General features: G+C 72.6%; 11 protein-coding genes. 7 read left to right on the forward strand and 4 right to left on the reverse strand.

Features of this window, described 5'->3' with window-relative positions:
- Positions 1-50 precede the first annotated feature (50 nt).
- Complete coding sequence (locus ACFW1A_RS28505; RefSeq protein ID WP_380413560.1) at positions 51-773, reverse strand: DUF6426 family protein; 723 nt, start codon at positions 771-773, stop codon at positions 51-53.
- 667 nt (positions 774-1440) lie between these two features.
- On the opposite strand from ACFW1A_RS28505, the gene ACFW1A_RS28510 reads away from it, so the two are divergent.
- Complete coding sequence (locus ACFW1A_RS28510; RefSeq protein ID WP_380413562.1) at positions 1441-2286, forward strand: hypothetical protein; 846 nt, start codon at positions 1441-1443, stop codon at positions 2284-2286.
- A gap of 45 nt (positions 2287-2331) precedes the next feature.
- Here ACFW1A_RS28510 and ACFW1A_RS28515 read toward each other — a convergent pair whose 3' ends face one another.
- Positions 2332-2781: a molybdopterin-dependent oxidoreductase gene (locus ACFW1A_RS28515; RefSeq protein WP_380413564.1), complete on the reverse strand. Its 450-nt coding sequence runs from the start codon at positions 2779-2781 to the stop codon at positions 2332-2334.
- 253 nt (positions 2782-3034) lie between these two features.
- Here ACFW1A_RS28515 and ACFW1A_RS28520 point away from each other — a divergent pair, with 253 nt between their 5' ends.
- The 3 genes from ACFW1A_RS28520 to ACFW1A_RS28530 all read left to right on the forward strand — a co-directional run bounded on the left by ACFW1A_RS28520 (position 3035) and on the right by ACFW1A_RS28530 (position 7386).
- Positions 3035-3859 carry an FAD binding domain-containing protein gene (locus ACFW1A_RS28520; RefSeq protein WP_380413566.1) on the forward strand — a complete coding sequence of 275 codons (825 nt, stop codon included), beginning with the start codon at positions 3035-3037 and terminating at the stop codon, positions 3857-3859.
- The gene (locus ACFW1A_RS28525; protein ID WP_380413568.1) at positions 3856-6633 is read left to right on the forward strand and encodes a molybdopterin-dependent oxidoreductase; all 2778 of its coding nucleotides are present in this window, start codon (positions 3856-3858) and stop codon (positions 6631-6633) included. Before ACFW1A_RS28520 ends, ACFW1A_RS28525 begins: the two co-directional genes overlap by 4 nt.
- Before the next feature lie 90 nt (positions 6634-6723).
- Positions 6724-7386 (forward strand): formylglycine-generating enzyme family protein, encoded by a 663-nt coding sequence (locus ACFW1A_RS28530; protein ID WP_380413580.1) that lies wholly within the window; start codon positions 6724-6726, stop codon positions 7384-7386.
- 19 nt (positions 7387-7405) lie between these two features.
- Here ACFW1A_RS28530 and ACFW1A_RS28535 read toward each other — a convergent pair whose 3' ends face one another.
- Positions 7406-9466: a phosphocholine-specific phospholipase C gene (locus ACFW1A_RS28535; RefSeq protein WP_380413570.1), complete on the reverse strand. Its 2061-nt coding sequence runs from the start codon at positions 9464-9466 to the stop codon at positions 7406-7408.
- A gap of 412 nt (positions 9467-9878) precedes the next feature.
- On the opposite strand from ACFW1A_RS28535, the gene ACFW1A_RS28540 reads away from it, so the two are divergent.
- The gene (locus tag ACFW1A_RS28540) at positions 9879-10343 is read left to right on the forward strand and encodes a phage tail protein (RefSeq protein WP_380413572.1); all 465 of its coding nucleotides are present in this window, start codon (positions 9879-9881) and stop codon (positions 10341-10343) included.
- Between the two features lie 50 nt (positions 10344-10393).
- Here ACFW1A_RS28540 and ACFW1A_RS28545 read toward each other — a convergent pair whose 3' ends face one another.
- Positions 10394-11353, reverse strand: a complete 960-nt coding sequence (locus tag ACFW1A_RS28545) for a DUF4331 family protein (protein ID WP_380413574.1) — start codon at positions 11351-11353, stop codon at positions 10394-10396.
- Positions 11354-11559: 206 nt separating this feature from the next.
- On the opposite strand from ACFW1A_RS28545, the gene ACFW1A_RS28550 reads away from it, so the two are divergent.
- Both ACFW1A_RS28550 and ACFW1A_RS28555 read left to right on the forward strand, forming a co-directional pair.
- Entirely contained in the window at positions 11560-12651 is a 1092-nt protein-coding gene (locus tag ACFW1A_RS28550) for a polyprenyl synthetase family protein (RefSeq protein ID WP_380413576.1), read from the forward strand.
- Between the two features lie 157 nt (positions 12652-12808).
- Positions 12809-14461 carry a fibronectin type III domain-containing protein gene (locus ACFW1A_RS28555; RefSeq protein WP_380413578.1) on the forward strand — a complete coding sequence of 551 codons (1653 nt, stop codon included), beginning with the start codon at positions 12809-12811 and terminating at the stop codon, positions 14459-14461.
- Positions 14462-14532 lie beyond the last annotated feature (71 nt).

Here is a 14532-nt window from a genome sequence, read left to right on the forward strand (position 1 = left end):
CCCCGCCGCCCCCCCCCCCCCCCCCGCCGCCGTGGTGGCACGGTGGGGCATCAGCAGGAGGAGCCCGTCAGCACGCCGGTCGGCTCGGTGACGTTCACGTACTCGGTGCTGCTCTGGCCGAGGAAGTTCTGCGTGGTGATCGCGTAGACCACCGTCTGGTACTCCACGTTCAGCGTCCAGCTCTGCCCCGGGTTGAGCGTGACCTCGATGCCGTAGGTCTTGGTGATCGAGGAGTTGAGCTGGGTGCCGATGGTGGCGGTGAGCACCTCCGCCGCGGTGGCCGAGAGGTTCGTGCTGACCTGGTAGGTCACCTGGTAGGTGGCGGTCTCGCTGAGCTTGGCCACCGAGGCGGAGGTGTTGCGGTAGCAGTTCTGCGGCACGTTCCAGGTCTTGCCCTTGCTGTAGACGACGGCACCCGGCGCGCTGCCGCCGCCCCCGCCGCCGCCGTAGCTCGACGGGATCCCCGGGTCGGCGGGGTAGCTGGGCATCGGGCTGCGCTTGCCGGTGATGACGACCGGCGGGAGGGTCGCCACCTGGTCGCCGACGTTGCCGTCGCTGACGTCGAGGCTGCCGCCGGTGTCGCCGCCGCTCGGGTCACCCGTGCCCGGGTCGCCCGTGCCCGGGTCGCCGGGGTCGCTGGGGTCGTCCGTGCAGGAGGTCAGCCCGTCGTAGCAGGAGTCGGCGGCGGCCGGGTGCGGTGCGACCAGGGCGGGCACGGCGGTGATCACGGTGGCGCCGAGTGCAGCGGCGACCACGAACTTCCTGAGATCCATTGTCTTCTTCCCCGGAGGAGAGGTCCGATACGACGGCGATCGGGTCCGCGCACGGCGGGTCGTGAGCGCGGACCCGATCCGGGAGGCGCCCACACGCCTCCGCAGGCCGCTCACCTCCGCAGCCCGACAGGCTGCTCGGTGGCGCGGCGCAACACTGGCAGAGCCGCTGCACGTTAGCCAGAATGAATTTCAGCCATCGCACCGGTCCGTCTGGTCACCTTGCGCAACAGGGGTGACCGACCGTGCGGCAACCGTGGGCGGGCGGCCGGTCCAGGACGGTCGCCGGTCATCGAGTGGGCGCTAACCACCCGGCCTTCGCGGGGCGCCGGCGCCGGGGGAGGGCCGGTCGGCGAGCGCCGAGCGGGTCGGGCGGGCGAGGCCCGTCGCTGCTGGTGACCGGACCCGGTCACCCGGCGCACACGGTGCCGGGTGCCAGACTGGCCGGATCGTTCCGCCCCCGTTCCGCCGCGCGGTACATCTCAGTTGGCGCAGCTCGGGCAAGCTCGTGTCCCGCTGACGCACGGCCGGCGGCGTGCTCGCGCCCACCGCCGCGCGCTGATCCACGTACGACCCCAGTACATGGACGATCCGCCGGCACGCCCAGCCGGGCGCCCACCACCGCGCGCTGATCCGACAGGATCCGAAAGAGAGGGCCTAGGCTCGGCCCGTGGGACAGCCAGCGCAGCGCGCCGAGGGTACGGGACCGTTCACCACCCGGCTCACCTGGCACCCGCCCGGTGGCGGCACCGCGGTCTGGGAGTCACGGGCGGCCCGGCGGCGCGGGCTGATCGCCCGGCACCGGCCGGGGGAGCCCGACCGGCTCTGCACCGGCGCCGACGAGGTCGCCCTCGCCCGGCTGCGCAGGCTGAACGCGATCGCGGCCACCGCGTTCGTCCTCGGCGGCGCCCTCTTCGCGGCCGGCGCCGCGGTCGCCCAGCTCGGCGACGGCGACGCCACCACCTGCGCCACGATCTACTTCGTCGGCGGCCTCTTCTTCACCACCGGTGGCTACGTCTCCCTGCTCCAGGTGGTCAACGCCCCGCGCCACGACCCCGGCGGGGACGGGCGACTGCTCACCCGCCGGTGGCGCTGGTGGAGCTACGAGCCGACGCGGGTCGACTGGCTGGGCGCCTTCGTCCTCTTCGCCGGCACCCTGGTGTTCGGCGTGAACCTGCTCGACTCGTTCCTGACCGGCCTGACCACCCAGCAGGTGAACCGGCTGATCTGGACCCCCGACGTGATCGGGTGCGTGCTCTTCCTGATCGCCGGGCACCTCGGCTTCCTGGAGATCCGCCACGACCGGCCCCCGTCCGGCCGGCGGCGGGGCCTCGGCTGGTGGATCGTCGCCGTCAACCAGCTCGGCTCCGTGCTGTTCATGGTCTCGGCCCTCGCCGCCTACACCCGCCCCGCCACCGGCAGCATGGTCAACGCCGACATCGCCAACTGGGGCACCCTGACCGGCGCCCTCTGCTTCTCGGTCGGCGGCGTGCTCCAGTACGCCGAACGCCCGTGACACCGTCAGGAGCGGCCACCCCGGGCCCCGGCGCGCGGACCGGCCTCACCGCTCGAACGGGCCGACCCACACCTCGGTGATCCCGCTGACGTACCGCGCGCCGCAGTAGTCGCCGGGGACCACGAGGTGCGGCCCCGCGGTGTCCAGCGGCGCCCCGTCGATGCTGGTGGCGAGCAGCATCTGCTGGCCGCCGAACTCGGGGTCGATCTCCGCCCAGGACACGACCGCGTGGTGCCCGTCCGTCCCCGTGACGCTCAGCAGGAAGCGCAGGCGCTCCTTGCGCCCGCGCAGGTCCACCCGCGGGCGGGCCGCGCGCACCACGTCCCACAGCCGGGGGCCCTCGAAGCCGTGCCGCCGCTCCCCGCTGCCCAGGCAGTCGAACCGGGTCTCGACGTGGTGCGAGGGCAGCGAGCGCAACTGGGCGACCGTCAGCTCGGTCGGCTCGGCCAGCAGGCCGTGCAGGCGGACGGAGGCAGGCGCGTCGGGTCTGCTCATCGGCTTCTCCCTGTGGCAGCGGGTCCAGGCTGTCGTGGTGGTACCCCGGTGATCGCGCAGATACCCACCTACTCGTCGGTATCAGCTTGCAGATGCGAGGCATGTCGGGCGGGACGGCTCGCGGGTGCCCGAGCGGTCCGGGCTGGGTGATCCACCAAATCGGCCGCCGACCTGTGGTGCCGCACGCCACTCGTTCCGGCCGCCGCGCATTGCTTCAATCGCCCTAGTGATCGGCACAGGACGGTGGTGGCGGGTGGACCTGAACACGGTGGTGGAGATGCGTGACGCGCGGAATCGCGGCACGTGGCGGCCCGGGGACGCCTGGCTGGGCGGGGGGACGTACCTGTTCTCGGAGCCGCAGCCGCACGTCCGCCGGCTGCTGGACCTGAGCCGGATGGGCTGGGAGCCGGTCCGGCTCACTCCGACCGGTGGCCTGGAGATCGCGGCGACCTGCACCATCGCCCAGCTGTCCCGGTTCGCCGGGCGGGCGGACTGGCCGGCGGCCCCGCTGTTCGAGCAGTGCTGCCGGGCCTTCCTGGCCTCCTGGAAGATCTGGAACATGGCCACCGTCGGCGGCAACCTCTGCAACGGCCTGCCCGCCGGACCGATGATCTCGCTGACCGCCGCCCTGGACGGCGTCTGCCGGCTGCTGTCCCCGTCCGGATCCGTCCGGGAGGTGCCGGCCAAGGACTTCGTGCGGGGAGCCGGGGTCAAGGACCTGCGGCCGGGCGAGCTGCTGCGCTCGGTCACCCTGCCCGCCCGGGCGCTGGCGAGCCGGACGGCGTTCCGGCAGGCCTCGCTCTACGGCCTGGGCCGGTCCGGCGCGCTGCTGATCGGCGCGCGCGACCCCATCGACGGCGAACTGTCGCTGACCGTCACGGCCTCGACGGTGCGGCCGATCCAACTGCGCTTCGCCGTCCCGCCGAACCGGGAGGCCGTGCGCGAGGCGGTCGAGCACGGCGTCCGGCCCGAGGAGTACTTCGACGACATCCACGGACTCCCCGCCTGGCGGCGCCACATGACGTTCCGCTTCGCCGAGGAGATCCGCCGCGAACTGGTCGAGGAGGCCGGACGATGAGCTTCAGCATCCAGGTCAACGGTGAGGCGTTCGACGCCGAGCCGAGAGCGGGCCAGTGCCTGCGCACCTACCTGCGCGAGCGCGGCTGGTTCGGCGTCAAGAAGGGGTGCGACGCCGGTGACTGCGGCGCCTGCACCGTCCAGGTCGACGGCGAGCCCGTGCACAGCTGCCTCTACCCGGCGCTGCGCGCCGGGGGCCGTGCGGTCACCACCGTCGAGGGACTGGCCAAGGACGGCGAACTGCACCCGATGCAGCAGCAGTTCCTGGACGCCCAGGGCTTCCAGTGCGGCTTCTGCACGGCCGGCATGCTGATGACCACCTCCGCCGCCGCCTTCGACGAGGAGAAGCGCGCGGACCTGCCGCGGGCGCTGAAGGGCAACCTGTGCCGGTGCACCGGCTACCGGGCGATCGAGGACGCCGTCCGGGGCGTCCAGCACACCGAACGGCCGTGCGCCGGCCAGGCCGTCGGCCGCAGCCTCGGCGCGCCCGCCGGCCCGCAGGTGGTCACCGGCACGGCCCGGTACACCTTCGACGTCGAGGTCGAGGGCCTGCTGCACATGAAGCTGCTGCGCTCCCCGCACCCGCACGCCCGGATCGTCGCCATCGACACCTCCGCGGCCCTGCGGGTGCCCGGCGTGGTCGCCGTGCTCACCCACGAGGACGCCCCCGACAAGCTCTACTCCTCGGCCCGGCACGAGCACCCGACCGAGGACCCGGACGACACCCGGGTCCTGGACGACGTGGTCCGCTTCGTCGGCCAGCGGGTGGCCGCCGTGGTGGCCGAGAGCGAGGGCGCGGCCGAGGAGGGCTGCCGGCGGATCGTCGTCGAGTACGAGGAACTCCCGTACGTCCTCGACCCCGAGGAGGCGATGGCGCCGGGCGCCCCGGTGATCCACCCGAAGGGACCGGAGTCGCGGATCGCCCGCGCCGGGGACAACGTCTGCGGCGAGGCCCACGGGGAGACGGGCGACGTCGAGCAGGGCTTCGCCGAGGCGGACGTGGTCTACCAGGAGACGTTCCGGACCCAGCGGGTGCAGCACGCCAGCCTGGAGACCCACGGGTGCGTGGTCTCCTTCGAGGCGGCCGGGGAGGGCGGGGGTGCCGAGGGGACGGGCGAGGAGCGGATCGTGGTCCGGTCCTCCACCCAGGTGCCGTTCCTCACCCGGCGCGCCCTGTGCGACCTCTACGACCTGCCGATGGAGAAGGTCCGGGTGGTCGCGGGCCGGGTCGGCGGCGGGTTCGGCGGCAAGCAGGAGATGCTCACCGAGGACATCGCCGTCCTCGCCGCGCTGCGGCTGCACCGGCCGGTGCAGCTGGAGTTCACCCGGGCCGAGCAGTTCTACGGCGCCACCACCCGGCACCCGTTCACCATCACGGTCAAGCTCGGCGCCCGGCGGGACGGCACGCTGACGGCCCTTCAGTTCCGGGTCGTCGCCAACACCGGCGCCTACGGCAACCACGGGCCGGCGGTGATGTTCCACAGCGTCGGCGAGTCGATGGGCGTCTACCGCGCGCCGCACAAGAAGGTCGACGCGTACTCCGTCTACACCAACGGCGTGCCCGCCGGGGCCTTCCGCGGCTACGGGCTGGGCCAGGTCACCTTCGCCGTGGAGTCGGCGATGGACGAGCTCGCCCGGCAGTTGGAGATCGATCCGCTGGCGCTGCGCGAGAAGAACATCATCGGCCCGGGCGAGCACATGGAGGGCCCGCTCGGCGAGGAGGAGGACCTGCACATCGCCAGCTACGGCCTCGACCAGTGCCTCGGGGTCGTCCGGACCGCCCTGGAGAACGACACCAGTGCCGAACTCGCCCCCGAGGGATGGCTGGTGGGCCAGGGCTTCGCCATGTCGGCGATCGCCTGCGGCCCGCCCGGCGGCCACATCGCCGACGCCACCGTGCAACTGCTGGAGGACGGCAGCTACGACATCGCGGTCGGCACCGCCGAGTTCGGCAACGGCACCACCACCGTGCACAAGCAGATCACCGCCGGTGCGCTCGGCACCACCGTCGACCGGATCGCGATCCGCCAGTCCGACACCGACCTGGTCAAGCACGACACCGGCGCGTTCGGCTCGGCCGGAACGGTGGTGGCGGGCAAGGCGGTGATGAAGGCGGCCAACGCGCTGGCCGAACGGATCCTCTCCTTCACCGCCGAGTACGCCCGCACCCCCAGAAGCCAACTCCGTCTCACCGCCGAGGCGGTGGAGTGCGACGGGCGGATCGTGCCGCTCAAGGAGGTGTTCGAGGCCGCCCGCGCCGCGGGTGTCGAGGTGAGCGCCGACGGCCACTTCGGCGGTTCGCCGCGCTCGATCGCCTTCAACTCCCAGTGGTTCCGCATCGCGGTCGACCCGGACAGCGGCGAGATGCGGATCCTGCGCAGCGTCCACGGCGCCGACGCGGGCAAGGTGATTAACCCGCTGCAGTGCCGCGGGCAGGTCGAGGGCGGGGTGGCCCAGGCCCTCGGCGCGACCCTGTTCGAGCAGGTGCTCCTCGACGACCGCGGCGAGGTCACCACCGCCGCGTTCCGCCGCTACCGGCTGCCCGCCTTCGCCGACGTGCCGCGCACCGAGGTGCACTTCTCCGACACCTCGGACGCGATCGGCCCGCTGGGTGCCAAGTCGATGTCCGAGAGCCCGTTCAACCCCGTGCCGCCGGCCTTCGCCAACGCGCTCCGGGACGCCACCGGCATCCGCTTCACCGAGGCGCCGTTCCTGCGCGACAAGGTGTGGCAGGCGCTGGACGAGCACCGGCGGCGCGCGGGCCGGGACCGCTGACGGGGCGTCGCCCGTGCGCCTGCCGCCGGCCGCCGCCGACCGGAGCCGGGGGTAGGGTGGCCGGTTGTGGACACGGGGGCGGAGAACGAGATGGTGGCCGTTCCGGGCGGACGGGTGACGCTGTCGGACCGGCGGACGCAGCGCAGTTGGCAGGTCGAGGTCGCGCCGTTCCTGCTGTCGGCGGGCCCGGTCACGCAGGCACGGTACGCGCAGGTCACCGGTGAGCGGCCGAGCACCGCCCGGGGCGACGGTCTGCCGGTGGAGGGCGTCTCCTGGTGGGACGCCCTCCGGTTCTGCAACGCGCTGTCCCGGCAGGAGGGGTTGACGCCGGCGTACGCGTTCGACGCCGGCGCCGGGACGGCCTCCTGGGACGCCCGGGCCGACGGGTACCGCCTGCCCACCGAGGCCGAGTGGGAGCACGCGTGCCGCGCGGGCAGCACCGGCCCGCGGTACGGCCCGCTCGACGACGTCGCCTGGCACCGGGGCAACTCGGGCGAGCGGGTGCACCCGGTGGGCGGACGGCGGCCCAATGCCTGGGGCCTGTACGACATGCTGGGCAACGTGTGGGACTGGTGCTGGGACGTCTACGACGCCGAGGTGTACGGCAGTTACCGGGTGCTCCGCGGCGGCGGCTGGGCCGACGAGCACTGGAGCTGCCGGGCCTCGGTGCGGCGGCGCAGCCACCCGACCTACCGGATCGACGACGTCGGGTTCCGCCCGGCCCGGTCCGTGGTGCCGGACCGGGCCGGGTGACGGCACCGCACCGCCGGGGTCAGGCGGTGGCGATGCCCGGGTCGGTGAGGCCGGGGACGCCGGTCTCCACGTGACCCGCGAACCGGCGGACGAAGTCGGTGGTGGCGGTGGAGGTGACGGTCACGTCGTACCAGTTGCGGCAGGTCCCGAGGTTGACGGTGTGGGTGACGGTGGCGCCGCCGCCCACCGCGACCGTCTGCGGGGCGCCGGCGTAGGCGTTGGCGACGGTGAGGGTGGCGGTGGCGCTGCCCGCGTTGGTGAAGGTCAGGTCCAGGTTGCCGGTGGCCGCGTCGTGCCGGGCGGTGACCTCCGGCCCGGGAGTGGTCGCGGGGTTGCGGAAGCGGCGCAGGAAGCCGTTCGGGCCGTGCACGGTGAGGTCGGTGACGCCGCCGGAGTAGTACGTGTTCCAGGTGTCGGTGACGGTGGTGCCGGCTGCGGTGGTGTAGGTCCACGGGCCGTCGGTGCGGTTGGTGGCGGTGACCAGGAACTGGGCGCCGGCCGTGGTGCCGCCGCTGAAGGTCAGGGCGTACTTGCCGGTGCTGGTGTTCGCCGAACCGTCCACGTAGGGCGCGTACTTGAGCGGGCGGGTGGGCTTGCTGCCGGCCTCCTGCACGGGGACGGCGCCGGTGGCGGGCGGGGTGGGCACGTAGTCGGGGTGGCGGGTGCCGTCGGGCGGCAGGTAGCCGGCGGTGGAGGGCAGTGCGGCCGGGGCCGTGTTCGAGGTGGTGAAGTCGAAGGCGGAGGTCAGGTCGCCGCAGACGGCCCGCCGCCAGGGCGAGATGTTGGGCTCCTGGACGCCGAAGCGGGTCTCCATGAACCGGATGATCGAGGTGTGGTCGAAGGTCTCCGAGCAGGTGTAGCCGCCGGTGCTCCACGGCGAGACGACCAGCATGGGCACCCGGACGCCGAGACCGTAGGGGCCGGCCGCGTAACTGGCGTCGCCGGCGAAGTAGTCCAAGGCGGTGGAGACGGTCGAGAGTCCCTGGTCGTCGGAGGCGGGCGGGTACGGCGGGACCACGTGGTCGAAGAAGCCGTCGTTCTCGTCGTAGGTGATGAACAGCGCCGTCCTCGCCCACACGTCCGGGTTGGCGGTCAGCGCGTCCAGTACCTGGGAGACGTACCAGGCGCCGTAGTTGGCGGGCCAGTTGGGGTGCTCGGTGTAGGCCTCGGGGGCGACGATCCAGGAGACCTGCGGCAGCGTGCCGGCCGCGACGTCCGCCTTGAGCTGGTCGAACAGGCCGTCGCCGGCCTTGACGTCGGTGCCGGTGCGGGCCTTCTGGTAGAGCGCGCTGCCGGGCTGGGCGTTGCGGTAGTTGGTGAAGTACAGCAGCGAGTTGTCGCCGTAGGTGCCGCGGTAGGCGTCGCTGATCCAGCCCCACCCGTGGGCGGCGTCCAGGCCGTCGCCGATGTCCTGGTAGATCTTCCAGGAGACGCCGGCCTGCTCCAGCCGCTCGGGGTAGGTGGTCCAGCCGTAGCCGGCCTCCTGGTTGCCGAGCACCGGACCGCCGCCGGTGCCGTCGTTGCCGACGCAGCCGCTCCACATGTAGAACCGGTTGGGGTCGGTGGAGCTCAGCAGTGAGCAGTGGTAGTCGTCGCAGATGGTGAAGGCGTCGGCCAGCGCGTAGTGGAACGGGATGTCGTCCCTGGTCATGTACGCCATCGTGGTGGCCGACTTGGCCGGCACCCACTGGTCGTAGTTGCCGCTGTTGAAGGCCTGGTGGCCGCCGGCCCAGTCGTGGTTGAGGTCCTGGACGAACTGCAGGCCGAGGTCGTTGACCTGGGGGCGGAACGGCAGCACCTCGGTGCCCGAGGAGTTCGCCTGGTGGAAGACCGACTTGCCGCTGGGCAGGGTGACCGGGCGCGGGTCGCCGAAGCCGCGCACACCCTTCATGGTGCCGAAGTAGTGGTCGAAGGACCGGTTCTCCTGCATCAGCACGACGATGTGCTGGACGTCCTGGACGGTCCCGGTGGTGCCCCGGGGGGCGATGGCGGCGGCCCGCGCGATGCTCTGCGACAACGCGGAGAACGCGACGGTGGCGCCGCCCAGCTGGAGGAAGCGGCGACGGTTCAGTTCTGCCATGGGAGGACTTGATCCTTCGGGCGGTGTGCGGGGTGGGGGAGCGGGTGGTCCGCAGGGGGTGGGGGAGGACCACGCCGACAAGTGTCAGGACCTGCCAATGTCGACACTGAATGTTCTAACCTGCGCTATGCGTAGTGGTTTCAATCAGTGTTGTGCAAAAGTGGCAGCTTCCCGAGGGGCACGTCAAGAGTCGCGTCACGGGAATTTCCGGGCGGCGGCAGTGCGCTCAGCTGCGCCGACGGCAGGTGCGGGCAGCGGGACCGCACCCGGCACGGTCGGGCGGCGACCGCTCCGGGCCCGATCGATCAGGATCCGAGAAGTCGGGACGCGGCGTCGGGACCTAGCGTGGACACATCGCCGGGGGAGCCGGCACCGGTGGCCCGCCACCGGGCACCGTCATCAGGAGGAACCAGTGTCTTACGCCGTCGACTTCCAGAACGTGTCCACCACCGGCCTGGAGTCGTCCCCGGTCGCGGAGCGGCTCGCCGGGCTGCGCGCGAACGAGGCGCGCTACTTCAAGAACAAGTACGACCACGTGTTCACGGTGCGGCCCGCGGCCGAGGCGCCGGAGGTACTGGACCTGGTGACCCGCATCCTCGCCGAGGAGCGCGACCTGGTCATCACCTCCCCCGCCCTGGAGGTGACCTCCTTCGAGGCGGGCGGGTCCCGGATGGCGTACGTGTTCTACGAGTCCGGCCTGGCCGTCAACGTCCTGTACGGGATCGAGCAGGGCGCGAAGCGCGCGGTGGGCTTCAAGCTCTCCGAGGGCATGGAGGTCCCCGAGGAGCTGGCGTCGCGGTTCAAGTTCGCGCGTCAGAAGTCGAAGCTGGCCGGGGAGATCCGCGGCTCGTTCTTCGTGATCAAGGGCGAGTACTGAGCGCCGACCGCCCGCTCGGGGCGGACGGCGCTCGGCCGAGCAGCGCCCGGCTACGGGGCCGGGTGCGGGTGACCGAGGTAGGGGAAGGTGTCCAGCAGGTCGGTGTGCGGGCCGATGTGGTCGTCGGTGATCCGGCCGCCGGACACCATGGCGAGGCGGGCCGAGGTGACGTCGTCGGTGAGCGTGCGGCCGTTGGGGTAGGCGGTCGGCCGGGTGCGGTCGAAGCGGAGCACGTCCGGCAGCACGGTGCGCAGGGCCCGCTCGGCCTCCTCGGTGCTGTAACCGCCGGTGTGCGCGAGGACCGCGGTCCAGGGCTCCCGGTAGGTGTCCCAGTCGTCGGCGGGTTCGCCCGCGTTGTACTTCTCCTTCGCCTCCTCGGCGTTGAAGTAGGCCGTCAGGGACGGGTGGGCGCCGCGGTCCACGGAGACGAGCTGCCCGTTCTGCCGCAGGCTGACCCGGGCCCAGACGCCGATCGGTCCGTCGCCGAGTTCGGCGTCGGGCACTTCGAGCACGATGCCGAAGACGTTCTTGTCGATGCCGAAGTCGTTGCCGGTCCACCGGAAGTTGTCGACGATGCCGTCGAGGTCGGCGAAGAAGGGGTCGCTGCGCAGGCCGGCCGAGAAGCGGTAGCCGCCGCTCTCCACGGTGTTCGGCTCGGCGCCGAAGGCGACCGCTGCCTCGGGGAAGATCGCCGTGCCCCCGGGCATGTGGTCCCTCGCGTCGGGCCCGGTCGCCCGGTGGACGGTGACCGTCTGCCGGCCGACCACGGGCGTGGAGAAGACGAAGCTGTAGGCGAGGTCGGCGACGTCGTCGCCGTCGGTGTCGACGTTGATCCGGTAGACCGCGTCCGGGTGGAACGCCGTGCCCTGGGTCGGTGCGAACGGGTTGACGTTCATGATCAGGACGGTCCGGCCGGCCTCGGCGGCCGGGAAGACGAACAGGTCGGTCAGGTCGAGCCGGGCATCGTCCTTGGGAGAGCGCAGGTTGGGTCCGCTGAGGTGGTGTGACATCGGTGCCTTCCGTGAGCGTCGTGCCCCCCTGACCCGCGAGTGAAGCCCAGGCAACCACAAGCGGCGGCGCCCGCACCGGCGACGCCTCGGGCCGCGGCGGGGCACCGCGGGCGTTCACCCGGTCGGCGGCACCGGCGGGGCGCATCGGCTGCGGACGGCCGGGGGCTGGTGCCCGGGGGGCGGGTCGGAAGTGGGAGTCTTGGCCGGTGAACGACGCCCTCAGGGCCGCCCTGCACCGCGCGGCCGCCCACCAGCACCGGTTCGAGTCCCGCTTCGCGGCCCACTTCGCCGCCCTGGCCGACCCCGCCGCAGGCGGGCCGGAGTTGCCGCCGACCGGCAGGTTCCCCGCCCGCGCGCTGGAGCTGGTGCGCGAGCTGTCGCTGCGCGGCGGCAAGCGGCTGCGGGTGGCCCTGCTGCACGAGGCCGCCGCACTGGTGACGGGGGAGGCGGTGCCCGGGCTGGACGACGCCGCCATCAGCGTCGAACTGCTGCACACCCACGGGCTGATCCACGACGACCTCATCGACGACGCACCCCTGCGCCGCGGCGGTCCCTCCACGTACTACGCCTACCGCCGAGAGTTCCCCGACCGGCCGGACACCGCGCTGGCCCTGGCCGTGCTGGCCGGCGACCTCGCGGCCTTCCTGTCCGTGCGGGTCCTGCTGACCGGCGAGCTGCCGCCCGCCCGCGCGCTGGCCATGGCCGCCGTCCACGCCGATGCCGGGGCCACCACGGTGGCCGGGCAACTGCTCGACCTGGAACGCGACTTCGACCCCGCCCCGGACACCCGGCTGCTGCACACCGTCACCGAGTACAAGTCCACCCGCTACTCGGTGCTGGCCCCGCTGCGGCTGGGCCTGCTCGCCGCCGGCGCCGACCTCGCCCCGTACGACGCCGACCTGCGCGCCTACGCCACCGCGGTGGGCACCGCCAACCAGCTCCACGACGACTGGCTCGACCTGTTCGGCGACCCCGCCACCCTCGACAAGTCCCCCGGCTCCGACATCCGGGCGGGCCGCCGCAGCTACGCGGTGAGCGCCCTGCTGTCCGCCGCGGACGAGGCCGAACGCACCCTGCTGGACACGGCGCTGGGGAACCCCGACTGCACCGACGACACGCTCGACCGGATCCGCACCCTCGCCCGGGCCCACGGCATCGACCGGGCCCTGCAGCGCGACGCCGCCCAGCACGCCGACCGGGCCGCCGCCCTGGCCGCCGACTGGCACGGCCGCTGGCGCCCGGAGGCGGTGGCGTTCTTCGAGCACCTGCCGGCCTGGAGCGTGACCCGCGACCGGTAGGGGCCGACGGCCCGGTGCCGCCGACCCAGATTGACGGGTGCACGCGGACGACACACCACAGCTGACGTCTGCTCACCTACTGTTCGGTTACGGTTCTCCGGTGGGCCGGGCGTTCGCCATGCCGCGCCGATGTGGTGGAGCCATGGATATTCCGAACATGGGTGTACCCGAGAAGCTCGCTGCCCGGATGAGCATGGCGGAGCAGCACGAGTACCTGCGCAGCAAGCTCTCCCGGCGGCGGATGCTGCGCGGCAGCGCGGTCACGGTCGGCGCGCTCGCCGTGGGCGGGGTGCTGGGCAGCGGCACGGCCTCCGCGGCCGCGCCCTCCTCGCCGACCCTGCTCGGCGACGCGGCCGCGGCCGTGAACGGCTCGCAGGTGGTGCCGGTCGGCCGGCACCTGCAGTTCGGCCCGGAGCCGGACACCCAGTTCCGGATCTCCTGGCAGGTGCCGGTGCCGGTGAAGAAGCCGTTCCTGCGCTACGGCACCACCCCGTGGGACCTGAGCCACAAGGTCGAGGCCGAGCTGCGCGCCCTGCACACCCCGGCGCTGGTGCCCGGTCAGACCCCGGTGGACCAGTACTACCTGCACGTGGCGCTGGAGGACCTGCGCCCCGACACCACCTACTACTACGGTGTCGGCCACCAGGGCTTCGAGCCGGCCGCCCAGCAGGCGATCTCCACCCTGGGCACCTTCCGCACCGCCGCCTCGCGGGACCACCGCTGGGGCAAGGTCTACGAGCCGTTCACCTTCACCGCCTTCGGCGACCAGGGCGTGAGCGCGCACGCGGCCAACAACGACAACGTGATCCTGGCCCAGAACCCGGCCTTCCACCTGCACGCCGGCGACATCTGCTACGCGGACCCGGACGGCCAGGGCGTGGACGCCGACAAGGCCGACTTCAAGGCCACGGCCTGGGACGCCTTCCTGGTGCAGACCGAGCGGGTGGCCGCGAAGGTCCCGTGGATGGTCGCCTACGGCAACCACGACATGGAGGCCTGGTACTCGCACAACGGCTACGGCGGCGAGGACGCGCGCTGGTTCCTGCCCGAGAACGGGCCCGACCCGCGCACGGCCCCGGGCGTCTACTCGTTCCGCTACAGCAACGTCGGCGTGATCTCGCTGGACGCCAACGACGTCAGCTACGAGATCCCGGCCAACCTGGGCATCACCGCGGGCCGCCAGACCAAGTGGCTGGAGCGGACCCTGAAGGACTTCCGCAACGACGAGACGATCGACTTCGTCGTGGTCTTCTTCCACCACTGCGCCTTCTCCACCACGGTCGCGCACGCCTCGGACGGCGGCGTCCGCGAGGCCTGGGTGCCGCTGTTCGAGAAGTACCGGGTGGACCTGGTGATCAACGGTCACAACCACGTCTACGAGCGGACCGACGCGATCCTCGGCAACAAGGTCTCCAAGGCGGTCCCCAGCGGGGCCACCCTGGAGCCGGCGAAGGACGGCGTGGTCTACGTGACCGCCGGCGCCGCCGGGCGCAGCCTGTACAGCTTCGGCGCGCCGCAGACCTACGAGGGCCACGAGAACCGGGTCGACTCCGTCCAGACCTACTACAACGCCAAGGGCAAGCAGAAGGCCGCCGAGACGGTCGAGTGGTCCCGGGTGCGCTACCTGGGCTACTCGTTCATCAAGGTCGACGTGACCCCGGCGCACCTGGGGCAGAAGTCGACCATGAAGGTCACCGCGCTGACCGAGACCGGCCAGCAGATCGACCACTACACCATCCTGCGCAAGGTCGGCGAGGGCTGGGACAGCAGCACGGACGACGACGGCCAGGGCGGCGGCTGGGGCTGGTAGTCCCGGTCGGCCCGTCGGCGGTCCACGCCTGACGCGCCGTCGACCGACGCACTGCGGACGGCTCCCCGGGG

Source organism: Kitasatospora sp. NPDC058965, assembly GCF_042741245.1.
Lineage (GTDB): Bacteria > Actinomycetota > Actinomycetes > Streptomycetales > Streptomycetaceae > Kitasatospora.